26 protein-coding genes, 1 pseudogene and 1 riboswitch are annotated in these 24069 nt (G+C 69.6%); of the genes and pseudogenes, 7 read left to right on the forward strand and 20 right to left on the reverse strand.

Translation table 11 applies throughout. From position 1 onward, the window contains the following. Positions 1 to 17 precede the first annotated feature (17 nt). On the forward strand, positions 18 to 1118 hold the full coding sequence (locus L0U85_RS03970; RefSeq protein ID WP_241376460.1) for a C45 family autoproteolytic acyltransferase/hydolase: 1101 nt from the start codon (positions 18 to 20) through the stop codon (positions 1116 to 1118). Here L0U85_RS03970 and L0U85_RS03975 read toward each other — a convergent pair. The 9 genes from L0U85_RS03975 to L0U85_RS04015 all read right to left on the reverse strand — a co-directional run bounded on the left by L0U85_RS03975 (position 1099) and on the right by L0U85_RS04015 (position 9151). After that, positions 1099 to 1938, reverse strand: a complete 840-nt coding sequence (locus tag L0U85_RS03975) for an RNA methyltransferase (RefSeq protein WP_347177349.1) — start codon at positions 1936 to 1938, stop codon at positions 1099 to 1101. The two genes, L0U85_RS03970 and L0U85_RS03975, sit on opposite strands and share 20 nt — an antisense overlap. A gap of 48 nt (positions 1939 to 1986) precedes the next feature. Further along, a complete protein-coding gene (locus tag L0U85_RS03980) occupies positions 1987 to 3027 on the reverse strand; it encodes an SPFH domain-containing protein (RefSeq protein WP_241376462.1) in 1041 nt (346 codons plus the stop codon). Between the two features lie 3 nt (positions 3028 to 3030). Then, positions 3031 to 3465: an NfeD family protein gene (locus L0U85_RS03985; RefSeq protein ID WP_241376463.1), complete on the reverse strand. Its 435-nt coding sequence runs from the start codon at positions 3463 to 3465 to the stop codon at positions 3031 to 3033. Between the two features lie 96 nt (positions 3466 to 3561). Then, on the reverse strand, positions 3562 to 4602 hold the full coding sequence (locus tag L0U85_RS03990) for a ferrochelatase (protein ID WP_241376464.1): 1041 nt from the start codon (positions 4600 to 4602) through the stop codon (positions 3562 to 3564). A gap of 11 nt (positions 4603 to 4613) precedes the next feature. Then, entirely contained in the window at positions 4614 to 5396 is a 783-nt protein-coding gene (gene fabI / locus L0U85_RS03995; protein WP_241376465.1) for an enoyl-ACP reductase FabI, read from the reverse strand. Between the two features lie 26 nt (positions 5397 to 5422). Further along, a complete protein-coding gene (locus tag L0U85_RS04000; RefSeq protein ID WP_241376466.1) occupies positions 5423 to 6127 on the reverse strand; it encodes a beta-ketoacyl-ACP reductase in 705 nt (234 codons plus the stop codon). Between the two features lie 106 nt (positions 6128 to 6233). Then, entirely contained in the window at positions 6234 to 7184 is a 951-nt protein-coding gene (locus tag L0U85_RS04005) for a VWA domain-containing protein (protein WP_241376467.1), read from the reverse strand. Positions 7185 to 7201: 17 nt separating this feature from the next. Further along, on the reverse strand, positions 7202 to 8086 hold the full coding sequence (locus L0U85_RS04010; RefSeq protein ID WP_241376468.1) for a DUF58 domain-containing protein: 885 nt from the start codon (positions 8084 to 8086) through the stop codon (positions 7202 to 7204). A gap of 12 nt (positions 8087 to 8098) precedes the next feature. Continuing rightward, the gene (locus L0U85_RS04015; RefSeq protein WP_241376469.1) at positions 8099 to 9151 is read right to left on the reverse strand and encodes a MoxR family ATPase; all 1053 of its coding nucleotides are present in this window, start codon (positions 9149 to 9151) and stop codon (positions 8099 to 8101) included. 400 nt (positions 9152 to 9551) lie between these two features. Between L0U85_RS04015 and L0U85_RS04020 the strand changes: the two genes are divergently transcribed. The 4 genes and pseudogenes from L0U85_RS04020 to L0U85_RS04035 all read left to right on the forward strand — a co-directional run. Beyond that, complete coding sequence (locus L0U85_RS04020) at positions 9552 to 10115, forward strand: alpha/beta hydrolase (protein ID WP_241376470.1); 564 nt, start codon at positions 9552 to 9554, stop codon at positions 10113 to 10115. Between the two features lie 26 nt (positions 10116 to 10141). Next, entirely contained in the window at positions 10142 to 10345 is a 204-nt protein-coding gene (locus L0U85_RS04025) for a hypothetical protein (protein WP_241376471.1), read from the forward strand. 3 nt (positions 10346 to 10348) lie between these two features. Beyond that, positions 10349 to 10855: a PH domain-containing protein gene (locus L0U85_RS04030; RefSeq protein WP_241376472.1), complete on the forward strand. Its 507-nt coding sequence runs from the start codon at positions 10349 to 10351 to the stop codon at positions 10853 to 10855. Positions 10856 to 11046: 191 nt separating this feature from the next. Beyond that, positions 11047 to 12222 (forward strand): annotated as a pseudogene (locus L0U85_RS04035) (PH domain-containing protein); the annotation flags it as partial. Positions 12223 to 12300: 78 nt separating this feature from the next. Here L0U85_RS04035 and hisG read toward each other — a convergent pair. Together hisG and L0U85_RS04045 are read right to left on the reverse strand one after the other, a co-directional pair. After that, on the reverse strand, positions 12301 to 13146 hold the full coding sequence (gene hisG / locus L0U85_RS04040) for an ATP phosphoribosyltransferase (protein ID WP_347177346.1): 846 nt from the start codon (positions 13144 to 13146) through the stop codon (positions 12301 to 12303). Between the two features lie 27 nt (positions 13147 to 13173). Beyond that, on the reverse strand, positions 13174 to 13437 hold the full coding sequence (locus L0U85_RS04045; RefSeq protein ID WP_241376473.1) for a phosphoribosyl-ATP diphosphatase: 264 nt from the start codon (positions 13435 to 13437) through the stop codon (positions 13174 to 13176). A gap of 253 nt (positions 13438 to 13690) precedes the next feature. On the opposite strand from L0U85_RS04045, the gene L0U85_RS04050 reads away from it, so the two are divergent. Together L0U85_RS04050 and L0U85_RS04055 are read left to right on the forward strand one after the other, a co-directional pair. Next, on the forward strand, positions 13691 to 14425 hold the full coding sequence (locus tag L0U85_RS04050) for a hypothetical protein (protein ID WP_241376474.1): 735 nt from the start codon (positions 13691 to 13693) through the stop codon (positions 14423 to 14425). Between the two features lie 185 nt (positions 14426 to 14610). Continuing rightward, a complete protein-coding gene (locus L0U85_RS04055) occupies positions 14611 to 15315 on the forward strand; it encodes a hypothetical protein (RefSeq protein WP_241376475.1) in 705 nt (234 codons plus the stop codon). A 75-nt stretch (positions 15316 to 15390) separates the two neighbouring features. On the opposite strand, the gene ribH is transcribed toward L0U85_RS04055, so the two are convergent. The 9 genes from ribH to def form a co-directional block, all read right to left on the reverse strand. Next, positions 15391 to 15861, reverse strand: a complete 471-nt coding sequence (ribH, locus tag L0U85_RS04060; RefSeq protein ID WP_241376476.1) for a 6,7-dimethyl-8-ribityllumazine synthase — start codon at positions 15859 to 15861, stop codon at positions 15391 to 15393. 1 nt (position 15862) lies between these two features. Continuing rightward, entirely contained in the window at positions 15863 to 17116 is a 1254-nt protein-coding gene (locus tag L0U85_RS04065; RefSeq protein ID WP_241376477.1) for a bifunctional 3,4-dihydroxy-2-butanone-4-phosphate synthase/GTP cyclohydrolase II, read from the reverse strand. Then, positions 17113 to 17703: a riboflavin synthase gene (locus tag L0U85_RS04070; RefSeq protein WP_241376478.1), complete on the reverse strand. Its 591-nt coding sequence runs from the start codon at positions 17701 to 17703 to the stop codon at positions 17113 to 17115. The genes L0U85_RS04065 and L0U85_RS04070 overlap by 4 nt, the downstream gene beginning before the upstream one ends. 87 nt (positions 17704 to 17790) lie before the next feature. Continuing rightward, positions 17791 to 17932, reverse strand: a riboswitch (FMN riboswitch). Between the two features lie 127 nt (positions 17933 to 18059). After that, complete coding sequence (locus tag L0U85_RS04075) at positions 18060 to 19046, reverse strand: response regulator (RefSeq protein WP_241376479.1); 987 nt, start codon at positions 19044 to 19046, stop codon at positions 18060 to 18062. A gap of 7 nt (positions 19047 to 19053) precedes the next feature. After that, positions 19054 to 19731, reverse strand: coding sequence for a ribulose-phosphate 3-epimerase (gene rpe, locus L0U85_RS04080; RefSeq protein WP_347177350.1), 678 nt, complete (start codon positions 19729 to 19731; stop codon positions 19054 to 19056). Between the two features lie 73 nt (positions 19732 to 19804). Beyond that, complete coding sequence (locus tag L0U85_RS04085; protein ID WP_241376481.1) at positions 19805 to 21145, reverse strand: glycoside hydrolase family 6 protein; 1341 nt, start codon at positions 21143 to 21145, stop codon at positions 19805 to 19807. A gap of 113 nt (positions 21146 to 21258) precedes the next feature. Then, the gene (locus tag L0U85_RS04090; protein ID WP_241376482.1) at positions 21259 to 22584 is read right to left on the reverse strand and encodes a transcription antitermination factor NusB; all 1326 of its coding nucleotides are present in this window, start codon (positions 22582 to 22584) and stop codon (positions 21259 to 21261) included. Further along, positions 22581 to 23504, reverse strand: coding sequence for a methionyl-tRNA formyltransferase (gene fmt / locus L0U85_RS04095; protein WP_241376483.1), 924 nt, complete (start codon positions 23502 to 23504; stop codon positions 22581 to 22583). The genes L0U85_RS04090 and fmt overlap by 4 nt, the downstream gene beginning before the upstream one ends. Continuing rightward, positions 23501 to 24061 carry a peptide deformylase gene (gene def / locus L0U85_RS04100; protein ID WP_241376484.1) on the reverse strand — a complete coding sequence of 187 codons (561 nt, stop codon included), beginning with the start codon at positions 24059 to 24061 and terminating at the stop codon, positions 23501 to 23503. The genes fmt and def overlap by 4 nt, the downstream gene beginning before the upstream one ends. Positions 24062 to 24069: the final 8 nt, after the last annotated feature.

Below are 24069 nucleotides of genomic sequence, written 5' to 3' on the forward strand. Positions count from 1 at the left end.
CTGCCACAATGGCTGCCATGAGTGAACTTCCCCTCCTCCACCTCCAGGGCAGCCCCTACCGCCAAGGGCTGCAGCATGGTCGGCGGCTGAGGCACCAGATCGCGAGCAATGTCGAGATCTACCGCTCCCGGATGACGACCTCGGGGCTCAGCGAGGAGGGCCTCATCGAGCGCTCGAAGCGCTACTTGGGGACGTTCACCAGGGAGGACGCCGCTTACCGCGCGATCATGGACGGGATCGCCGAGGGCTCTGGGCAGGCGATTCTCGATATCGCTCTGCTGAATGCGCGGTATGAGCTTCTCTACAGCGCTTGGAGCGAGTTCGGGAGACCTACGGCTGAGAGCATTCGGAGTGAATGCACGGCGTTCGGCGGGGCGGAGGGTGTCTTCGAGGGGTCCGGCGTGCAGATCGGGCAGAACTGGGACTGGTTCACCGGCGTCGAAGGCGCCCTGCTGCAGTGGAAACACGGCGACACCACTGTGCTCGGATTCACCGAGGCCGGCGTCGCCGGCGCCAAGATCGGGATCAACAGCTCGGGCATCGGCCTGTGCGTCAACGGTCTCGGCGCGAGCGCCGACGACTGGAAGATCGACTCCGTTCCGTTCCACCTCCGCGCCTGGCGGATCCTCCAGTCGACCAGCCTCCAAGGGGCCATCGGGCACGCGGTCGCCCCGCGTCCCGCCTGCTCAGCCAATTTCTTCGTGGGCAGCGCCGAATCGGGGGTCGCCACCGTGGAGACCTCGCCGCTCGGATCTCGGGTCATCTACCAGGCGGGCACCGAGCCTTTGGTACACGCCAACCACTTCCGGGCCCCCGAAGCGCTCGGGGTCCACCAGAGCTGGCTGGAGAGCGGAAGAGTCTCGACCTACCACCGCTGCGAGCGCATGGAGACGCTCCTTCAGAAGGAGACCGCGCCCGTGACCGCCGAGCGGCTCCACGCGGCCATGCGCGACCACGACGGCGGCCCCATCGCCATCTGCAGACACCCGGTCGAGACCGACCCCGTCGAGCTCCAGACGCACACCGCGCTGGCAGTCCACCTGGAGCTCGACTCGAAGCGCTTCAACTACACGTGGGGGCCGCCCTGCGAGGCGGAGTTCACGACCGTGGGGCTCTAGCAGGCTGGGACAGCTCCCAGCAGGCCACTGAGGTCGCCGCCGCGACGTTCAGCGAGTCCACTCCCGCGTGCATCGGGATCACGACCGTCCGGTCGCACGCGGCCAGCGCGGCGGCGGTCAGGCCAGGACCTTCGGCGCCGAACATCAGCGCCGGGCGCCTGCGGTCCTCTTCGGTGAGGTCGCCGAGGCCGATCGCTCCCGACGAGGGGCTCAGGCCTATGAGTGTGAAGCCCTCCTCGCCGACCTGCTTGAGGCCTTCGGGCCACGGTTCCAGGTAGGTGTAGGGGATCGCGAACACCTCCCCCATGCTCACGCGCACGCTTCGCCGGTACAGCGGGTCGGCGCAGCCGGGGGCCAGTAGGACGCCGTCGAAGCCCAGCCCGGCCACCACGCGGAAGATCGCGCCGATGTTCGTGTGGTTGTTGATGCCTTCGAGGATCACCAGGCGCTTCGCGCCCGCGAGGATCTCGGCGGGTTCGGGGAGGACCTTCCTGTGGAAGGACGCCAGTGCGCCTCTGTGGACGTGGAAGCCCGTGACCGATTCGAGGATCTCCGGTCCTGCGGTGTAGCAGGGCGCGTCTCCGGCCAGGTCGGCGAGCTGGTCGGCGCGCTTGGCGTCGATGAGCATGGACCGCATCCGGTATCCGGCGCGCAGTGCGCGCGAGATCACCTGCTTGCCTTCGGCGATGAACAGCCCGTGGGGCTGCTCGAAGCGCGTGCGCAGCGCCAGGTCGGTCAGGGCTCGGTAGTCGCCGAGGCGCTGGTCTTCGGGGTCGTAGATCGGGATCACGTGGTCGGACACCCCTCGATTGTGCCCCAGGACCGAAACGGCGCCCCGGACCGCCGGTCCGGGGCGCCTGGGGCGTCGCTACTTGGGCGGCGGGGGCGGGAGTTCCGCGTCCCGGACCTTGCCTTCGCTGATGTCCTTGACCTCGTCGGCGGCCTGCTGGGCCTCTGCGAGGGCCTTGGCGGCGCTGTCGTCGAGTTCGAGTGCGCTGGTGTCGACCTCGATGTCCTCGTCCTCGTCGTCGGGAGAGACGGATCCGGTGCCGAGTGCGTTGCCGAGGGCGCCGAGGCTCTTGGTGAGTTCGGCGGGGATGACCCAGACCTTGTTGGCGGAGCCGTCGGCGATCTTGGGCAGCGTCTGCAGGTACTGGTAGGCGAGCAGTCGATCGGTGGGTTTGGCGTTGTGGATGGCGGCGAAGACGGTCTGGATGGCCTTCGCCTGACCGTCGGCGCGCAGCACCTCGGCGTCGCGGTCGCCTTTGGCACGCAGGACCTTCGATTGCTGGTCGCCTTCGGCCTGGAGGATCTCGGAGCGCTTGACGCCTTCGGCGTTGAGGATCGCGGCGCGGCGGTCGCGCTCGGCTCGCATCTGCTTCTCCATGGCGTCGCGGATGCTCATGGGCGGTTCGATGGAGCGCAGTTCGACGCGGGTGACTTTGAGGCCCCACTTGTCGGTGGCCTTGTCGAGCTCGGTCGCGAGCCTGGAGTTGATCTCCTCGCGGCTGGTGAGGGTGCGTTCCAGGTCCATCATTCCGACGACGTTGCGAAGGGTCGTGGTGGTCAGCTGCTCGACGCCGGCGAGGTAGTCGTCGATGTTGTACACCGCGGCCGTGGGCTGGGTGATGATGTAGTACAGCACGGTGTCGATCTGGACGCCGAGGTTGTCGGCCGTGATCACCGGCTGCGGGGGGAAGTTGACGACGCGTTCGCGCAGGTCGACCTTGGCGCGGACGGAGTCGACGAACGGTACGAGCAGTCGTGGTCCTGGTTCGAGCGTGCGCCGGTAGCGGCCGAGGCGCTCGATGATGTAGTTCCATTGTTGAGGGACGATCCTGATCGAGCGCGCGAGCACGATGATCAGGAAGACCGCGACTACGAGTAGGAGTACTCCGATTGGGTCCATGCTTCAGCCCTGCTTCCAGACGATGACGGTGGCTCCCTTGATTTCTACCACCGTTACATGATCACCGGGTTCCAGCACCTGGTCCGGCTCCAAGGGATAGGCGGTCCAATTGTCGCCGGCGATCTCGACGAGTCCTCCGCTCGCGTCGATCTTCTCGAGGACGGTGGCTTCTTTGCCCTGGATGGCTCGGGTTCCCATGGTCTGGCTGTCCGAACTGGTGTCGAGGGCTTGCCTGAGGAAGGGTCGCAGGCCCCAGATGGAGGCGGCCGATCCGGCGGCGAAGAGGACCGCCTGGAGCCAGAGGGGCGCGCCGAGTCCGGCTCCGATGGCGGCCAGGGCGGCGCCCCCGGCGACCATGGCGAGCACGAGGGTGCCGGTGAACAGTTCGGCCACGCCGAGGATCACGGCGATGATGATCCAAATGAATGCGGGTTCCACGCTTACAAGCATGTCACGAGTCACAGCCCGCGGGTGATCTGCCCGGGAAGGGACAGTGGTGACGAGCACCCGGGTTCTGGACACCCGGGTGCTCGGTTACCGCCCTCGGTGCTTCTCCGGCGCCGGCGGGCGGCGCGCGGGGCAGCATCCTTCGATCAGGGGGTCCCACGCCGGGAGGCTGCCCAGTCGCCGGACGGGAGCTCCCGCGACGCGCTCGGCGACCAGGTCACGGAACATGCCGACGAGGTCGGCGCCGACCTCGGGTGTGCCGGCCCGCAGGTAGCGCAGGCCGAGTCCGGCGGCGGTCTCGGCGGCCTCGTTGTCGAGGTCCCACAGCACCTCGATGTGGTCGGAGAGGAATCCGACGGGGCTGACCACGACGGTGTCGACGCCTTCGGCGGCGAGGACCTTGAGGTGGTCGTTGACGTCGGGTTCCAGCCACGGCATCGAAGGTGGTCCGGAGCGGGACTGCCACACGACGTCGTGCGGGCCGGTCCATCCGGCGTGCTCGGCGACGAGCGCGGCGGCTTCGGCGACCTGGTCGGAGTAGCGGGCGCCGGCGGGCCCGGAGCACTCCTCCATGACCGTCGGGATCGAGTGGGCGGTGAAGACCACGCGCGTGTTCGACCGGTCCTCGATCTGGTCGAGGCTCGCCCTGAGCTGCGCTGCGAAACCGCCGACGAAGCCGGGGTGGTCGAAGAAGTGGCGGATCTTGTCGATGGCGGGCGCGGCGTCGCCGACGGCGGCTCGGGCGGCGTTGATGTCCTCGACGTACTGGCGGCACGAGGAGTACGAGCCGTAGGCGCTGGTGCAGATGGCCAGTGCGCGCCGGACGCCGTCGGAGGTCATCTGGGTGACGGCGTCGACGAGCATCGGCGGCCAGTTGCGGTTGCCCCAGTAGATGGGCAGGTCGATGCCGCTGGAGCGGAACTCGGCGCGGAGCGCGTCGAGGACCTCTCGGCACCACTGGTTGATCGGCGAGACGCCGCCGAAGTGGTGGTAGTGCTCGGCGACTTCCTCGAGTCGTTCCTCGGGGATGCCGCGGCCGCGGGTGACGTTGCGCAGGAACGGGAGGACGTCGCCCGGTCCTTCGGGTCCGCCGAAGGAGACGAGCAGGACCGCGTCGTATTCAGGCATGTCCACCGTCCTCAGCTCTCGGTGCGCTCGACTCCGACGGCGTGGAAGCCGCCGTCGACATGGACGATCTCGCCGGTGGTGGCGGGGAACAGGTCGGACATGAGCGCCGCGCAGGCTTTGGCGACGGGTTCGGAGTCGGTCAGGGACCAGCCGATGGGGGCGCGCTTCGTCCAGGCCTCTTCGAACGCCTCGAAGCCGGGGATGGACTTGGCGGCCATGGTGCGCTGCGGTCCGGCGGAGACGAGGTTGACGCGGATGCCCTTGGGACCGAGGTCGCGGGCGAGGTAGCGGTTGACGGCCTCGAGTCCGGCCTTGGCGACGCCCATCCAGTCGTAGACGGGCCAGGCCTGCTGCGCGTCGAAGTCGAGGCCGACGATGGCGCCGCCGTTCTCCATGAGCGGCAGGCAGGCGACGGCGAGCGACTTGTAGGAGAAGGTGGAGACCTCGACGGCCTTGGCGACGTCTTCCCAAGCGGTGTTGAGGAAGTTGCCGCCGAGTGCCGAGGGAGGGGCGAAGGCGATGGCGTGGAGGACGCCGTCGATGCCGTCATGGTGCTCGCGGACCTTGCCGGCGAGGGCGTCGAGCTGCTCGGGGTCGGTGACGTCGAGTTCGATGACGGGCGCCGGCTTGGGGAGCTTGCCGGCGATCCGCTGGACCAGGGACATCCGCCCGAAGCCCGTGAGGACGACTTCGGCGCCCTGCTCTTGGGCGTACTTGGCGACCCCGAAGCCGAGGGACTGCTCGGTGATCACACCGGTGACGAGCAGTCGTTTGCCGTCCAGGATTCCAGACATCTATTCCTCCGTGTTGTATTGAAAAACTAGTGACCCATGCCCAGTCCGCCGTCGACGGGGATGACCGCGCCGTTGACGTAGCCGGCTTCATCGCCTGCGAGCCAGGTGACGGCTCCGGCGACTTCTCGGGACGAGGCGAAGCGCTTGGCGGGGATCTGGTCGAGGTAGCCCTTGCGCTGTTCTTCGGGCAGGGCGGCGGTCATGTCGGTCTCGACGAAGCCGGGCGCGACGACGTTCGCGGTGATGTTGCGGCTGCCGAGTTCGCGGGTGATGGAGCGCGCGAGTCCCACCAGCCCGGCCTTGGAGGCGGCGTAGTTCGTCTGCCCGGCGTTGCCGTACAGGCCCGACACCGAGGAGATGAAGATCATCCGGCCGAACTTGGCGCGGAGCATCTTGCCGGAGGCGCGCTTGGCGACGCGCCAGGCGCCGGAGAGGTTCGTGTCGATGACGCGGTCGAACTGGTCTTCGGTCATGCGCAGGATGAGCGTGTCGTCGGTGATGCCGGCGTTGGCGACGAGGATCTCGACGGGGCCGAACTTCTCCTCGACCTCCTTGAAGGCGGCGTCGACGGAGGCGGCGTCGGTGATGTCGCATTGGACGCCGAAGAGCCCTTCGGGCGCACCGGAGCCGCGGTGGGTGACGGCGACGTTGTCGCCTCGTTCTGCGAAGGCCTGGGCGATGGCCAGACCGATCCCGCGGTTGCCGCCGGTGACGAGGACGGTGCGCGCCATTGTTGGAACTCCCTCATGATCTTTGTATGAAGCCACGGACGATCGTAGCGACGGCGCCGATCGACGGCGAAGCGGCCTTCACGCACCGTGGGACGTCTGGCACACCTCAGGGGACGCGGGAGGTCCACGCGAGGCTGAGTCCGGCCGCCGTGAACAGCAGGATGAGTGCGGTGCCGATGAACCACTGCCCGATGTCGCGGGCGATGGTGCGGTAGCCGAGCGATGAGCCCATGTCCTCGTAGACCTCGCGGAGCTCTTCGACGGAGGCGGCCTCGTAGTACCGGCCGCCGGTCTCGTCGGCGAGGCCGGCTAGGGCCTCGCGGTCGACGGGGACGCTGACGAGCTGCTCTTCGAGTTCTATGACGCCCTCGTCGGTGCCGAAGGCGACCGTGGAGACGGGGACTTCGGCCGCTGCTGCGGCTTCGGCGGCCTCGCCGACGCCGCGGCCGGCGGTGCGGTAGCCGTCGGAGAGCAGGAGGACGCGGGCGGGGGCGAGTTCGCCCGAGCCGTCGGCGAGGACCTGCTGGACGGCCTGGAGGGAGGCGAAGACGGCGTCGCCGGTGGCGGTGGCCTCGGCGAGGTTGAGCCCTTGGATCGCGGTGGTGAGCTGGGCGCGGTCCTTGGTGGGCGGCACGACCACCGAGGCGTAGCCGGCGAAGGAGACCAGGCCGACGTTGTACTGCTCGGGCAGTTCCTGGACGAAGTCGACTGCGGCGGACTTGGCGGCGTCGATGCGGGTCGGGTCCACATCGGTGGCCATCATTGACAGTGAGACGTCGATGGCGAGGACGACCGTGGCCCGCTCCTGCGGCTCCTCGACGTCGACCGCCGGCCGTGTCATGCCGCCGACGAGGACGGCGAGCGCGATGACCATGATCCCGGCGGGGACGTGGCGCCGCCAGCCGGGGAGCCGGGGCACGAGTTTGGCCAGCAGCGCGGTGTTTGCGAAGCGCACGGCGGTCCTCTGGCGCGCGTACTGCGCCCAGACGTAGACGCCGGCGAGCGCGGCCACGGGGATCAGCGCCAAGAGCCATGCCGGTTCAAGCAGGCGGATCAACAGGTCTCCTTCTCGGTCTAGCGGTAAGCGGCGAGGTGGCGGCGCTCGGCGACGAACGCGGCGATGTCGCGCAGCCAGTCGGCGCCGGTGGACAGGCGCAGGTGGGAGGCGCCCGCACCGCGGATGCCCGCGGCGATGCGCTCGCGCTGCTCGGTGGCGGCTTCCTCGTAGCGGGCCCGGAAACGGGCGTTGCCGGTCTGGATCTCGACGTGGTCGCCGGTCTCGGGGTCGATGAGGTCGAGGACGCCGACGTCGGGCAGACGCAGCTCGGCGGGGTCGACGATCTCGACGCACAGGACCTGCTGGCGCACGCTCAGACGGCGCAGTTCACGGGCCCAGTCGCCGTCGTCGATGAAGTCGGACACGACGACCGCGAGGCCCCTCCGGCGGGTGTGGCGGCGGGTCTTGTCGAGCAGGTCGGCCAGGCTGCCGGGCCCGGTTCCCTTGGGCAGCTCGGTGACCGCGCGCAGCAGGGAGCGGGAGCCGGCGCGGCCGGGGCGCGGTGGGATGGCCTTGGCGGGGCCGCCTTCGGTGACGACGGCGCCGACGCGGTTGCCGCCCCTGCCGGCGAGGTAGGAGAAGGCGGCGACGGCGTTGACGGCGAGGTCGCGTTTGAGCATGCCCACGGTGCCGAAGTCGAGGCTCGGCGAGAGGTCGACGGCGAGCCAGGCCTCGAGTTCACGGTCGGCGACGGTGGTGCGGACGTGCGGTTGGGTGGTGCGGGCGGTCACCGGCCAGTCCATGTGGCGCACGTCGTCGCCGGGCCGGTACTCGCGCGCCTCGCCGGGCTCGGAACCGGGTCCGGGCAGCAGGCCCAGGTAGTCGCCGTGGAGCAGCCCGTCGAGCCGGCGCGTGATGAGCAGCTGCAGCCGGTCGAGCGTGCGCAGGTCCGCGGCGTTCACGAGGACCACGTCCTACCAGGCTCCGGGCCGCTGCGGGCTGGCCTCGGGACCGCGCGGGACCGCGTCCTGGCGGGGTGTGACGGTTGGCGCGGGCACGGCGGCGAGGAGCTGGCCGACTATATGGTCGGCGGCGATGCCGTCGGCCATGGCGTCGTAGGACAGCACCAGCCGGTGGCGCAGGACCTCGGGCGCGATGTCGTCGAGGTCCTGGGGCAAGGCGTAGTCGCGGCCGCGCAGCAGCGCGATGGCGCGGGTGGCGCGGATGAGGCCGAGCGAGGCGCGCGGGGACGCGCCGTACTGGATGTGCTGGGCGAGGCCGCCGAGTCCCGCACCGGCAGGGGCCCGGGTTGCCATGACGATCCGCACCGCGTAGTCGACGAGCGCATTGTGGATGAACACGCCGTCGGCGGCGCCCTGGAGGCGGAGGAGGTCCTCGGCATCGAGGACGCGGTCGGGGGTGGGCGTGTCGACGCCCATGCGGAAGACGATCTCCCGCTCCTCGGCGTCGGTGGGATAGCCGACGTTGATCTTGAACAGGAAGCGGTCGCGCTGGGCCTCGGGCAGCGGGTAGACGCCCTCCTGCTCGATCGGGTTCTGCGTGGCCATGACCAGGAACGGCTTGGGGAGCCGGTGGGTGGTGCCGCCGATGGAGATGTGCTGCTCGGCCATGACTTCGAGCATCGCCGACTGGACCTTGGCCGGCGCCCGGTTGATCTCGTCGGCGAGGACGAAGTTGGTGTAGACGGGTCCGAGCTCCACGTCGAAGGACTCCTTCGACTGGCGGTAGATGCGGGTGCCGATGATGTCGGCGGGCACCAGGTCGGGGGTGAACTGGATGCGCTGGAACTCGGCGCCGACGACCTTGGCCATGGTCTCCACGGCGAGGGTCTTGGCGACGCCGGGCACGCCTTCGATCAGGCAGTGGCCCCTGGCCAGGAGCGCGGCGAACATCCGCTCGACCAGGGCGTCCTGGCCGACGATCACCTTCTTGATCTCGAACAGCGCCTTTTCGAGCAAGGCGGCGTTCTCCGCCGGGGTCGATCGGTCGGCCTCGGGTGATCCCATGTCGGCTCCTGCTCCCTGCTGGTTCGGACTGGTGTTGTCGATACTAATTCGCCCGTACGAGGACCGTGAGTCTGGCGGCGAATCACGAAACGACCTGGCACGACACGCCCGTCACCATTTTGTCGCCTATCCGACAGTTTCTGGCGCTCGCGTTGGGCCCCAGTGGGATTGCCGACTGCCACATGCCGATCGACCCGATTCGACTGTGATTGGAAACGAGTTTTGCCCAAGAGAGTGACGCGACGCGCCGATTCAATCCGTTGCTGCAATATGTCGGAGCGCTATGCTTTGAGCATCCCGCGCGGCTTCCCCCGTGGCCGCGCGGGTCTCCCTTTGCTCGCACTCGAGCCCCGCTCTTCGGCGACCGCCCCCGTGGCCACTCGGATCTAGAATCGATCTCATGCCTCGTCGCCGCCAGGCGCTCCTCCTCCCCGGTCGCAACTACGGAGTGCAGGGGCCGCTACTGATGTTCGCCCACGTCGCCCTCCAATCGCGAGGCGCCCACACCTATCCAGTGGACTGGAAGGACCCCGACCGGCTCGCCGCCGACGAGCTCACCATGGTCGACGGCGTCTGCGAGCAGGTCGAGTCCGTTCTGGACCGCGTCCACAACGACGACCCGCCGCTCCTGGTAGGCAAGTCGCTCGGCACGGCCGCCGCCGTCCTCACCGCCCACCACGGGCTCCCGGCAATCTGGTTCACCCCGATGCTCCAGCACTACTCGGTCGTCCAGGCGCTGCGACGGGCGACCGCCCCCTACCTCATGGTCGGCGGCACCGCGGACCCGTCATGGAATCCCCCGCTCGCGCGCGAGCTGCCCGGCGAGGTGTGCGAGATCCGAGGCGCCGACACCGGCATGTTCATCCGCGGCCGTCCCCTGGTCGAATCGGCCCACGTCCTGGCCGACGTCATCGAGGCCGTTGAGACGTTCATCGACACAGCCGTGTGGCCCCGTCACGGATGAAACCCCAGGTGCAGCAGAATCAAGGCGTGACCCTCCAAGCCGAGACGCCGGTCTGCTCCTCGCGGGGCTGCCGCCGCACCGCCTCCTGGATGCTCCAGTGGCGCAATCCGCGCCTGCACAGCGCCGACCGGATCAAACAGTGGGCGGCCTGCGACGAGCACCTCGCCACCCTCCGGGGCTTCCTCACCTCGCGCGGGTTCCCGTGCGAGACCGTGAAGTTGGATGATTGAGCCATGAGTCCACGAGAAAGTCCTGTCTGGGACCAATGGCCGACCGACCTCGACTGGCAGCCCATGGCGCCCGACCTGCGGACCGTCCGCCTCCTGGGGATGGCGATCCGCCTGCTCATCGTGGCCCTGGTCCTGCTCGTGCCCCTGGTGATCTGGCTCGGGGCCGAAGGCATCCTCTACGCACTGGGCACGGCCGCGGCCATCGCCGCGCTGCGCTCGTGGATCATCGTCCGCGCCGTCCGCGCCTGGGGCTTCGCCGAACGCGAGAAGGACCTGCTGGTCAAGCACGGCCTGCTGTTCCGCGAACTCAGCATCGTCCCCTACGGACGGATCCAGCTCGTCGACCTCAAGGCCGGCCCGATCGAGCGGGCCTTCAGCCTCACGACCGTCCAGATCCGCACCGCCGCCCTCGGCGCGATCACCGAGATCCCCGGCCTCCACCCGCAGGCCGCCCAGGGGCTGCGCGACCGCCTCTCCGCGCGCGCCGCCGAGGTCCGGGAGGGGCTGTGAGCGACCAGGCGCGGCCCCACCACGTCCCCGACGAGTGGCCGGCCCCGACGATCGCCCCGGTGCCCATCGGCCCCGGCCTGGCGTCGGTCGAAGCGCCCGTGGAGATCCCAAAACGCCGGCTCCACCCGCTGACACCGCTGCTGGAGAGCTTCCGGCTCCTCATCGCCGTGGTCCTGGCCTCGTCGTGGCAGATGTACATCCAGGAGAACGCCTTCGTGGGGATCGTCATCGCGGTCCTCGCCGGCATCTTCGGCGCCGCCAGCGGCCTGCTGTCGTGGCTGTTCACCGGCTACCGCGTCGTCGGCGGCGAACTCCAGATCACCGAGGGCGTCGTCATCCGCAAGAGCCGCACCGTGCCGCTGGAGCGCCTCCAGGGCATCGAGGTCGCCCAGCCGATCAGGGCCCGCCTCTTCGGCCTCGCGCAGCTGCGCATCGAGGTCGCCGGGGCCTCCGAGACCGAAGCGCCCCTGTCGTACCTCAAGCTCGGCGAAGCCCAAGAGCTGCGCGAACAGCTCCTGGCGCTGTCCGGGCGCCGCCCCGCTGCCCGAACCGACGAGACCGAGGAGCCCGCCGAGGAAGAAGCCGCGGCGGTGATCGCGACCGTCGGGATCAAACGCCTCGTCGCCGGTACGGTCCTGGAGACCCTGCCACCGATGCTCATCGCCTTCGGCGTGCTCGTCGGCGCCGGCGCGGCGTTCAACGCCCTCCTGGAGGCGAACGGCGTCGAGGCCGAGGTGTGGCAGGTCGCCGGCCTCCCCGTCCTGTTCGGCCTGGTCACCTCCATCATCCAGACCGGTTCGGGAATCCTCCGCAACTGGGGGTTCACGCTCTCGCGGGTCGACGGACGCCTCCGCGTCGAGCGCGGCCTGACCGAGAAGCAGAGCAACACCGTGCCGCTGCAGCGGGTCACGGCCATCAGCATCGAACTGCCGGTGATGTGGCGGCTGAAGGGATGGCGGCGAGTGCAGGTCTCCACGGCTTCGCTCGCCCAGCAGGGCGCCGAGGCCATGCTCCGCGGCTCAGACCTGCTGCCGGTCGGCACCCTGCACGAGGCCCGGTTCGTCGCGCACACCGCGCTGCCGAAGATCGACTGGCACGACGTGACCGCCATGCTCGTCCGCCCTCCGAAGCGGGCGCGCTGGCGCACGCCGTTCACCTGGCGGATCAGGGGCGCCGGACTCGGCGGGGACGTCTTCGCGGTCCGCTACGGGCTGCTCAAGACCGCGACCGTGGCCGTCCCGTACGCGCGCATCCAGCAGGTCGAGGTCACGCAGGGGCCGCTCCAGCGCGTCCAGCGCCTGGCGACGGTGCGCGCCAGGATCGCCGGGAGCACCGCCCACGACGCGGTCGCGCTGCACCGCGACGCGGCCGAAGCGGTCGCCATGGCCGCCGAACTGCGGGTCAGGGCCGACGCCGCCGCGTCGGCGGAGGCCCCGCGCCTGTCATTAGAGCCGGCAGGCGTCGATGTCGGATGCCAGGATGCCGCGCGCGCCCAGTTCGTAGAGCGCGTCCATGACCCGGTGCAGGTCGGCACGCTCGGTCATCGACTGGACGGCCACCCAGCCCTCCCGATGCAGCGGGGAGACCGTGGGCGACTCGATGCCGGGGGTCAGCTCCACGGCCTTCTCCAGCAGCTCGGCGCGCACGTCGTAGGCGAGCATCACGTACGAGCGGGCCACCAGGACGCCCCGCAGGCGCCGCAGCAGCTGCTCGACCGCGGCGGTCTCGCCGTTGCCGGTCTTGCGGACCAGGATCGACTCGGACTTCATGAGCGGGTCGCCGAAGACGGCCAGGCCCGCCTGCTTGAGGGTCGTGCCGGTCTCGACGACGTCGGCGATCGCGTCGGCCACGCCCAGGGCGATCGCGTTCTCGACCGCGCCGGCGAGCTTGATGATCTCGGCCTTGACGCCCCGCGACTCGAGGTCTCGGCGCACCACTCCGGGGTAAGAGGTGGCGATGCGCCTGCCGTCGAGCCCGGCGACGGAGTCGACGGTGCCCGGGCGGGCGGCATAGCGGAACGTCGAACGCCCGAAGCCGAGGGGGAGGACCTCCTCGACCTCGGCGCTGGAGTCGACGGCCAGGTCGCGGCCGGTGATGCCGAGGTCGAGGTCGCCGGAGGCGACGTAGGTGGCGATGTCGCCGGGGCGCAGGTAGAAGAACTCGACCTCGTTGGCGGAGTCGACGACCTGGAGGTCGCGGCTGGTGCGGCGCTGGCGGTATCCCGCCTCGGTGAGCATGTCGATCGCGCCTTGGGACAGCGAGCCCTTGTTGGGCACGGCGATGCGGAGCATTGGCTTGGGCCTTTCGGAGACGGACTGCTAGAGGTGCTTGTAGACGTCGTCGAGGCTGATCCCCCGGGCGATCATCATGACCTGGAGGTGGTAGAGCAGCTGGGAGATCTCCTCGGCGGCGGCCTCGTCCGACTCGTACTCGGCGGCCATCCAGACCTCGGCGGCTTCTTCCACGATCTTCTTGCCGATGGCATGGACGCCCGCATCGAGGGCGGCGACGGTTCCCGATCCCTCGGGGCGCGTGAGTGCTTTCTCGGCGAGTTCGGCGTAGAGCTGCTCGAAGGTCTTCACGGCACGGAATTCTACGTCGCCGCCCGGCCGATCGCGACGCCGATACTCCCGGGCGACCGTCAGGCGGGATGACAGAGGCCAGCGATGATCTTAACTATTGCAATATATGATGCAACAGGCATATCGGCGACCGATTTGTCATCTTTATTGGGCGCCATGCCCTCAAGTGGCCGACCGGCCACAGCGACAACGGCGGCGGATCGAGCGCCGAGGGCGCCGAGGGCCCGCCGCCTCGACAGGAAGGCAGGACAGCATGCGACGCAGATCGCTCTTCGCCGCCGGTGCGGCGGCAACGGTGGCCGGCGCGGCAGCGGTCAGCACCCTCCCGGCATGGGCGCGGACCGACGGCGACTCGGAAGCGGGCGCGGCCCAGGCCTGGGAGTCCGAGGAGCAGTGGGGCCTGTGGGAGGACGGCGACTACACGCTCTACAACAACCTCTGGGGCGAGGGCTGGAACTACCAGCGGATCTGGGCGAACTCGCACGCCGACTGGGGCGTGCGGGCCGACCACCCGAACACCGGCGGCATCAAGTCCTACCCGAACGTCTCCTACACGCTGGGACGCAACGTCTGGGAGATGGGCGACGTGCAGAGCTCGTTCCGGCTCTCCCTGCCCGGGGCGGCCGACGGGCTGGCCTACAACACCGCCTACGACATCTGGGGCAACGGGCACGACCACGAGATCATGCTCTGGATGAACTGGTCGGGGCCGGTGGGCCCGATCGGCGGACAGGTGACCACGGTGAGCGTCGGCGGTCACACCTGGGATTACCACCAGGGCTCGAACGGTGCGAACGAGGTCTACAGCTTCCTCATCCACGAGCACACCTCTGCCGCGACGGTCGACATCGCGCCGATCGCGCAGTGGCTGGTGGAGCAGGGCCACATGCCGGAGGTCCGGATCGACCAGATCCAGCTTGGCTGGGAGATCACCTCCGCCGCGGGAGGGTTCGACTTCACCGTCGACGATTACTCGCTGAGCGTGTGACAGACCGCCGCCAAGGGGCCCTCGCTGCGTCGCATGCGACGCAGCGAGGGCCCCGGCCTTTTTGTATGCAGATCAACCGGTTCAAGTCTGGACATTAATTGGGGCGCATGATCTAATTAACCCATTGACAATCTTAAATTCGGAATGTCAGTGATCGTCAACACAACACCAGAAAGGCAGTGCTCATGCGACGCAGGTCCCTCATAGCCGGTGCCTTGGCCGCTCCCATCGCGACGGCCGCGGCCGTCGGCGGCCTCCAGGTCCCGGCACAGGCCGCCACCTTCGAGTCCGATGCCCAGTGGGGCAACTGGCAGACCGGCCCGTACACGATCTACAACAACATCTGGGGCAGCGGTGCCGGATACCAGTCGATCTGGGCCAACTCCCACCGCGACTGGGGCGTGTGGGCCGACCACCCGAACACCGGCGGCATCAAGTCCTACCCGAACGTCTCCTACACGCTGGGACGCAACGTCTGGAACATGGGGAACGTCTCAAGCTCCCACAACGTCTCCGTCCCGTCCGGCTCGGGCCTGGCCTACAACACCGCCTACGACGTTTGGGGCAACGGCCACGATCACGAGATCATGATCTGGACCCAGTGGACGTCCAACGTCGGGCCACTCGGCAACTTCGTCACCAACGTCAACCTCGGCGGGCGCAACTGGCGGTACTACCAGGGCCACAACGGCGGCAACCCGGTGTACAGCTTCCTGGCCCACACGCAGACGACCAGCACGACGGTGAACATCACCGCGCACTGCCAGTGGCTGGCCGACCGCGGCTACATGCCGAACGTACGCATCGACCAGATTCAGTTCGGCTGGGAGATCACCTCGTCCGCGGGCGGGCGCAACTTCCGCGTCAACGACTACTCGCTCTCGACCTGACGGTCGGGAAGGCCGCGGTTCGGCCGCATGAGTGAGGGGCTCCGTCCGGCCGGACGGAGCCCCTCACTCATGCGCTCACGAGAGCGAGCGGATCGCCAGCGCGGCGCCGAGCGCCGCGACGACCGCCTCGTAGCCCTTATCCTCAGTGGAGTCGGGATACCCGGCCCTGGCCACGGCCTGCTCCAGGTTGTCGACGGTCAGCACACCCTGGGCGACGGGTGTGGACTCGTCGAGCGCCACCCGGGTGAGCCCCTCGGTGACCGACTTGCAGACGTAGTCGAAGTGGGCGGTGCCGCCGCGGATGACCACGCCGAGGGCGACCACGGCGTCGAAGCGGCGGGCGAGCGCCTGGGCGGCGATCGGCAGCTCGACCGCGCCGGCCACCCGCAGCACCGCCGGTTCGGCGCACTCGGCGTCGGCGGCGGCCTCGCGGGCGCGCCCGAGCATCTGGTCGACCAGTTCGGCGTTCCAGGCGGTGGCGGCGATGCCGAGGGTCAGGCCCGTGGCGTCGGGGACGGCGGTCTCGGGTGCTCCGTGTCCTGCCATGTCAGGCCACTTCCGCCGCGGCATTGACCGGCACGAACGGGGGCAGGTTCTCCAGCAGGTGCCCCATGCGGTCGCGCTTGGCCGTCAGGTAGGCGAGGTTGTCCGGCGTGGTGTGGGCGGGCAGAGCGACCCGGTCGAGCACCTCCAGGCCGTGGCCTTCGATCCCGGCGCGCTTGTCGGGGTTGTTGGTCAGCAGGCGCATCGACTTGATGCCGAGGTCGGCGAGGATCTGCGCGCCGACGGCCCAGTCGCGGGCGTCGGCGGGCAGGCCCAGTTCGAGGTTGGCGTCGACGGTGTCGCGGCCGGCGTCCTGGAGCTGGTAGGCCTGGAGTTTGTGGACCAGGCCGATGCCGCGGCCCTCGTGTCCGCGCATGTAGAGGACGACTCCGCGTCCTTCGGCCTCCACCACGCGCAGCGCGGCCTGGAGCTGGGGCCCGCAGTCGCAGCGCAGGGACCCGAAGCCGTCGCCGGTGAGGCATTCGGAGTGGACGCGGACGAGGACGTCCAGGCCGTCGCCGATGTCGCCCTTGACGAGAGCGACGTGCTCGTCGCCGTCGTAGGCGGAGCGGTAGCCGATGGCGGTGAACTCGCCCGCCTCCATCGGGAGACGGGCTTCGGCGAGGCGCTTGACGTGGGCCTCGTTGCGCTGGCGCCAGGCGACGAGTGCGGCGACGGTGATGAGTTTGAGGTCGTGTTCGTCGGCGAAGGCTCTCAGATCGGGCAATCTCATCATGGTGCCGTCGTCGTTCATCAGTTCCGAGATCGCTCCGACCGGCTCCTTGCCGGCGAGGCGGGTGAGGTCGACGGCCGACTCGGTGTGCCCGCGTCGGACGAGGACGCCGCCGTCTTTGGCTCGCAGCGGGACGACGTGGCCGGGCCGGTTGAGGTCGTCCGCCTCGGTGTCGGGGTCGGCGAGGACACGGATGGTCTGAGCGCGATCGGCGGCCGAGATGCCGGTGGTGACGCCCTTGCGGGCGTCGACCGAGACGGCGAACGCGGTGCCCTTGTTGTCCTGGTTGGTGTGGTAGGCGGGCGGCAGGACGAGTCGGTCTGCGGTGTCGGCGGGCATGGCCACGCAGATGTAGCCGCCGGTGTGGCGGATGGTGAACGCCAGAAGCTCTGCGGTGGCGTCTTCGGCGGCGAAGACGAGGTCGCCCTCGTTCTCGCGGCCTTCGTCGTCGGCGACGATGACGGCTTTGCCCGCGGCGATGTCGGCGATGGCCTCCTCGACGCTGTCCAGTCGGATGTCGCTCATCGTGCGCTCTCCCTACTCTGCAGGAGCTTTTCAATGTGTTTGGCGGTCACGTCGGTTTCGATGTGGACCGGGTCGCCGACCTGTTTGATGCCGAGGACGGTGGAGTCGAGCGTGGTGGGGATGAGCCCTACGGTGAGTTCGTCGCCTTCGATGGCGGCGACGGTGAGGGAGGTGCCGTCGATGGTGACCGAGCCCTTCTCGACGGCGTACTTGGCGAGGCCGGGCGGCAGGCGGAAGGTGACCTCCTCCCATTCGGCGGCGGGCTCGCGCTTGATGATGTGGCCGACGCCGTCGACGTGTCCCTGCACGATGTGGCCGCCGAGGCGGGTGGTGAGGGTGGCGGCGCGTTCGAGGTTGACCTTGTCGCCGGGGTGCAGGTCGCCGAGGACGGAGCGGCGGTAGGTCTCAGCCATGACATCGGCGGTGAAGACGTCCCCGTCGAGGGCGGTGACCGTGAGGCAGACGCCGTTGACGCTGATCGAGTCGCCGAAGGCGGCGTCGGACGTGACGACCGGACCGCGGATGGACAGGCACGTCTCGCCTGTCGCGGTGATTTCGCCGAGTTCCTCGACGATACCGGTGAACATGGGTGGGACCCCCTACCTGCTGCTGTCTTGGACGCACGCAGGCGGGGTGAGGGAAGGTGCGCGGCCGGCCGGGAACGGCCTTCCGCGACGCGTCTGCTCCCATCCGGACTTTAACCGTCGGTCCTGGAATCTCACCAGGTCAACCGTCCGCTGGATGCGAACGGGTCGCGGACTCGCGGCTGTCGCCGCTCACCGCCGGCTCGGAGTTTCACCGACCCCGCTGACGCGCGTTTGTTACTCAGAATTGTGCCACGTTTCCCGGCGCGAGCGACCCGTAGTGTGACGCACCATACTTGCAGTGGCCGAGTTCAGCTTGCGTGCTTCATCCTGTCCAATCCGTGGCGGTCGGTTCATCCTCACAGGTCCTTACGCCAGAAGACCGGGCGTTTCTTGGCGCTGGGGGGCTTGCCGTCGGGGAAGGCGACGTAGGGCCCGGCGTGGGACTTCGCAACGCTCTTGAGGGCCGTGGCCTCGGCGACGGCCTCGTAGGGGTCGGTGAAGCGCCGCTTGGTTGAGAGTGCGACGCCGATGGAGAGGGTGGGCAGGCGCGAGCGGGTGATGCGCCGGGACCGGTCGGTGTGCTCGATGTAGCCGCGTTGGACGTCGTTGGGGTCGCACAGCTGCCGGACGCGGACGGCGAAGTGGTCGTTGAGGAAGTCGGTGACGGGGCGGGCGTGCTCGGGGGTGCAGAGGATGGTGAAGTCGTCGCCGCCGACGTGGCCGAGGAAGACCGGGGCTGCGCCCGCGTCGCCGGCGGCGGTGTAGACGCATTCGGCGAGCCCCTTGATGAACTCGTCGCCGCGCACGAACCCGTAGACGTCGTTGACCGCTTTGAAGTGGTCGATGTCGATGTAGCACAGGGCGAAAGGATCGCCGCGCCTGATCCAGGAGGACAGTTCGCGCAGGATACGGTCGTTGCCGGGCATGCCGGTCAGCGGCGAGGACTCGCGGATCTCGCGGTGGCGGCGTATGGCCGAGCCGATGCGGGCGGAGACCTCGGCGGGATCGAAGGGCTTCGCGATGTAGTCGTCGGCGCCGGCCTTGAGCCCGGCGATCTTGTCCGCGGAGGTGGGCTGGGCGCACACCAGGATGATCGGGAGGCTCGCCGTGGCCGGATCGGCGCGCAGTTGCCTGGTGAGGGCTAGCCCGTCGATGAAGGGCAGGTCGGCCTCCAGCAGCACGATGCCCGGCCGGCGCAGCGCGATCCCGGCCAGCGCCTGGTAGCCGTCGCGGGCGAGGGCGGTGTCGAAGCCGTCGGCGCGGAGGCGGGCGGCGAGGAACTCGGCCATCTCCGGATCGGAGTCGGCGATGAGGACGAGCTCTGAGGGGAGGGATGAGGGCATGACGGGCTCATCGGGCGGCGTCGGCGCGGGCTCGCAGACGCCTGCATGCCTCAGCCGGGTCGTCGGCGCCGTAGACCGCGGTGCCGGCCACGAAGGCGTCGGCGCCGGCTTCGGCCGCGGCGCCGATGGTGTCCTCGGCGATGCCCCCGTCGACCTCGATTCGGAGTTCGAGGTGGCCGGTCTCGATGCGGCGGCGGGCGGTGCGGACCTTGTCGAGCAGCTCGGGCATGAATTCCTGACCGCCGAAGCCGGCCTTGATGGTCATGATGAGCAGGGTGTCGAATTCGGGCAGCAGGTCGAGGTAGTCCTCGACGGGCGTGTCGCGGTCGATCGCGAGCCCGGCCTTGGCACCGGCGCCGCGGAGCCGCTTGGCGAGGGTGACGGGGTCGGCGCTGGCCTCGGCGTGAAAGGTGACGTTGTAGGCGCCGAGTTCGGCGTAGCCGAGGGCCCACCGCTCGGGGTTCTCGATCATGAGGTGGCAGTCGAGCGGGATGTCGGTGGCCGCTTTGAGGGATTTGACGACGGGCGGGCCGAGGGTCAGGTTGGGGACGAAGTGGTTGTCCATGACGTCGACGTGGAGCCAGTCGACGGCTCCCTCGACCGATTCGGCCTCCTCGGCGAGGCGGGCGAAGTCGGCCGCCAGCAGGCTCGGAGCGATGAGGGTGTCGGCCTGTGCCGCTTCGATCTGTGCCACACGGACAGTGTAGGTCGCGCAACCGCGACACAGGCCGGACACCGGAGGTGAAATGAACCGTGACTCAGGCGCCGCACTCGATCTGCGGTGATGCCGAAGACCCGGTTCCGATGAAGCCGAAGGCATCCCGCGTCTCACCTGAGGCGATCGCACCGTTCCAGCCGACGTCGGAGGCGGTCACGGTCTGTCCGGATTGCCCGATGTCGACGTTCCAGGAGCTGGTGATGTCCTGACCGCCCGGCCAGTCCCAGGTGAGGGTCCAGCCGTCGAGCGCGTCGGCCCCCGCGGTGACGCGGACCTCGCCCTGCCAGCCCCCGTTCCAGGAGCTGACGACGACGATCTCTGCGGTGCAGTCGCCTTCGGTCGGCCCGCCGGTCGTGGGATCGCCTGAGGTCGGCACGTCACTGGTCGGCGGATCGGTGCCGATGTCGCCGGGCCAGTCGGGTCCGGCGTTGTTCGCCAGGGTGTAGGCCAGGTCGGGGATGAACTGCCCGGCGCCGCCGGCGCAGCCGTCGGCCTCGCCGGGGAGTTTGACCCACAGCAGGGCGTCGATGCCGTCGACGCCGGGTGAGGTGGTGGGGTAATCGCCGATGGCGCGCCCGGGCGGGTCGCACCAGTCGTTGGGCTCGGGCGGGTCGAGCGGCCCGTTTCCGTTGCGGCTGGTGTCGATCACCGCGCCCTTGTCGGAGCCGACGATGCCCTGGATGTCGTGGGCGTAGCCGATGGCCTCCTCCGTGGTGCGGTAGTTGGAGACGTTGATGGAGAATCCGTCGGCGTATTGGAGCCCGGCGCCCTGGAGCATGCTTGCGGCGGTGTCGGCGGGCAGCCAGGCGGAGTGTCCGATGTCGATGTAGACGTGTGCCTGGGGGTCGGCGGCCTTGAGAGTCTGGGCCGCGTAGCCGATGGACTGGCTGACCTGCTCGGGGTCGGAGCCGTCGCAGCCCAGCGGCAGCACGTCGGGTTCGAGGACGATGTAGGCCGGGCCGGACAGCTCGGAGGCGAACCGGTCGATCCAGTCGCGGTACACGGCGTGACTGGGGGCGCCGCCGCTGGAGGCGCCGGCGCAGTCGCGGTTGGGGATGTTGTAGACGACCATGACGGGCGCTGCGCCTTCGGCGGCGGCGCCCGAGACGACCTCGGCGACCTGCTGCTCGATGCCGCCTTCGGGTTCGGTCTGGGTGAACCAGTTGCCTTGGGGGGTGTTGACGAGGCGCTCTTGGATCAGGGCCGCGCGCGAGTCGCTCGGGTTCTGGGCGACCCAGAGCGCGGCCTGGGTCTCGGGGTTGGTCCACAGGGTCTCGCCCTGCGCAGAGGCTGTCGGTGACAGCAGCATGGCGGTGGCGGCCGCCATCGCGGCCGCGCTCGCCGTCGCGGCTATCGCGGTGAGTCTCCTTCTTCGGTTCATGTACTGCTCCTTCGTGGTCGACTCCACCGGCGAGAACGGTGAAACTAATGTTCATCGATGTTTCGATGGTAGCGCTACCAAAGGAGTCGGGTCGAGGGGTGTCGACGTACGAACTACGACAATCTGCGCAAGAGCGCGAGGAACATCGCGTCCGTTCCGTGGCGCTGGGGCCACAGCTGCACAAACCCGTCTCTGTCCGAATCGGGGACGGTTCGCGTGATCGATTGGGCCTCAAGGAGCTCCACTCCCCCGGCCTTGAGGACGCCGGTGACGACCTCGGCGGTCTCGGCGCGAGCGGGCGAGCAGGTCACGTAGGCGACCGTGCCACCGGGCCGGACCAGGCCGATCGCGGCCTCCAGCAGCTCGCGCTGGAGCCGCGACAGGTCGTCGATGTCGCTGCGGCGCTTTCGCCAGCGGGCCTCCGGGCGGCGCCGCAGCGCGCCCAGCCCCGAGCAGGGCGCGTCGACCAGGACCCGGTCGGCGGTACCGCGCGGTCCGAAGTCGCGGCCGTCGCCGGTGTGGACGGTGACCGGAAGTCCCTTGGCGGCCTTGGCGACCAGCTCAGCGCGGTGCGGAGCGATCTCCACGGCGTCGACGCTCGCGCCCCGTTGGGCGGCGAGCGCGCCGAGCAGCGCGGTCTTGCCGCCCGGTCCGGCGCACAGGTCGACCCATGAGGCGTCGGGCCCGTCCATGGGAACATTGGCCAGAGCGGTGGCGACGAGCTGGCTGCCCTCGTCCTGGACGCTCGCGCGACCGGTCGCGACGGCCTTGAACTTGCCGGGGTCGCCGCCGGGCAGATAGACCGCGTAGGGCGACCAGCGCCCCGGCGTCCCGCCGGTCTTGCCGGCCAGGTCGTCGCGGTCGATGCGTCCGGGCTTGGCGCACAGGTGGACCGGCGGAGCGACGTTGTCGGCCTCCAGCGCCGCGGCGGTCTCGTCGGGCCCGAGGACCGCGTCGAACTCCTCGACGATCCACTTCGGATGCGCATGGCGCAGCGCGAGGTCGCCGATCCGGTCGCCGGTCGACAGCCGGTCGAGCCAGGCGGCCAGGTCGCGGGCGGCGACCTTGCGGAGCACGGCGTTGGTCAGCCCGGACACGCGCGGGCTGACGGCGGCCTTGACCAGGTTCACCGTCGTCGAGACCGCGGCGTGCGTCGGAACTCGCGTGTACAGCAGCTGGTAGGCGCCCAGGCAGAGTGCGTCCACCAGGTCGGCCTGGAGCGAGTCCAGCGACCGCCCGGCGGCGGCCTCCAGGACCTGTTCGATCGTGCCGAGGTTCCTCAGCGTCCCGTAGGTCAGCTCCGTGGCCAACGCGGCGTCGCGCGAGTCGAGACCGGTGACCGCCAGCAGCCGCGGCAGGACGATATTGGCATAGGCGTCCTCGGCGCTGACGGCGCGGATGGCGTCGAAGGCGACATGGCGCGGGTTAGGGCGACTCATGCGAACCTGGGCTTCGCGTTCTGGAGGCCACGGCCCCACGCGGCGGCGTCCATGCGCTGCTTCCCGGCAGGCTGGACCTCGCCGAGCCGCACCGGGTCGGTGGCGGTGCCGACGTGGACGCCGCGCTTCGCCAGGGCGACCTCGCCGGGGGCGAGCGCCGGACCGTCGGGGTCGACGGTGACCGGACCGAGACGCAGTCGCGCGCCCTCGAACTCGGTCCAGGCGCCGGGGGCGGGAGAAACGGCCCGGATGCGCCGATCGACGGCGAAGGCCGGATCGCTCCAGCGGACACGGGCGTCCTCGACGGTGATCTTGGGGGCGTACGAGACGCCCTCCTCAGGCTGCGGCTCGGCCTGGAGGATGCCCGCGTCCAGGCCGTCGACGACGTCGACCGTCAACCGGGCCCCGGCCGCCGCGAGCCGGTCGAGCAGGTCTCCTGAGGTGTCGTGCTCGCCGATCGGCTCGGTCAGGCGTCCGTACACCGGCCCGGTGTCCAGACCCGCTTCGAGCTGGAAGACGCACGCGCCGGTCATCTCGTCGCCCGCGAGTACCGCGTGCTGGACCGGCGCGGCTCCGCGCCAGGCCGGCAGCAGCGAGAAATGCAGATTGATCCAGCCGAGCCCGGGGATCTCCAGCGCCGCCGGCGGCACCAGCGCGCCATAGGCGACCACGGGCACCAGATCGACGGCGAGCTCCCGCAGCCGCTCCAAGAAATCCGGCTCGCTCGGCTTCGCCGGGGTGAGCACCTCGACATCGTGCTCGTCGGCCCAGGCGGCCACCGGTGAGCGCGAGACCTTGCGGCCCCGTCCGGTGCGCGCGTCGGGGCGCGTCAGCACCGCGACGAGTTCATGGTCGGAAGCGTGCAGCGCCTCCAGGGTCGGCAGCGCGACCTCCGGAGTGCCCGCGAAGAGGATCCTCATCGTTTGAAGAACACACCCTTGCTGTCGTCTCGGTCGGTATGGACGGCGGTGCGGCCCGCGGTGTACCAGTCCTGGCGTTCGAGATCCGCCTCCAGCTCGGCGCGGCGGTCGGCGTCGAGCCCGTCGACGAACAGCCGCCCGCGCAGATGGTCGGCCTCGTGCTGAAGCGCCCGAGCCATGAACCCCTCACCGCGGATCTCGACCGGCTCGCCGCGCATGTCGAAGCCGCGGCAGACCGCCCGCATGCGCCGCTTCCTCGGATAGAGGAGCCCACCGGGCAGCGACAGGCACCCTTCGAGGTCCTCGTCCTGCGTCTCTGAGTCGGGCAGTTCCAGGACCGGGTTGACCATGTGGCCCCGACGCCCCTCGACGTCGTAGACGAACACGCGCAGGCCGACCCCGATCTGGGGCGCGGCGAGCCCCGCCCCGCGCTGGTCGTCGAGCGTGTCGTGAAGGTCGTCGATCAAGCGGCGCAAGGCGTCGTCGAACTCGATGACCTCGGCGGCGCGAGTGCGCAGCACCGGGTCGCCGTACAGGCGCACGGGCTGGATGGACAAGAGCTGGC

Origin of the sequence: Glycomyces sp. L485 (assembly GCF_022548875.1) — a bacterium.
Taxonomy (GTDB): Bacteria; Actinomycetota; Actinomycetes; order Mycobacteriales; family Micromonosporaceae; genus Glycomyces.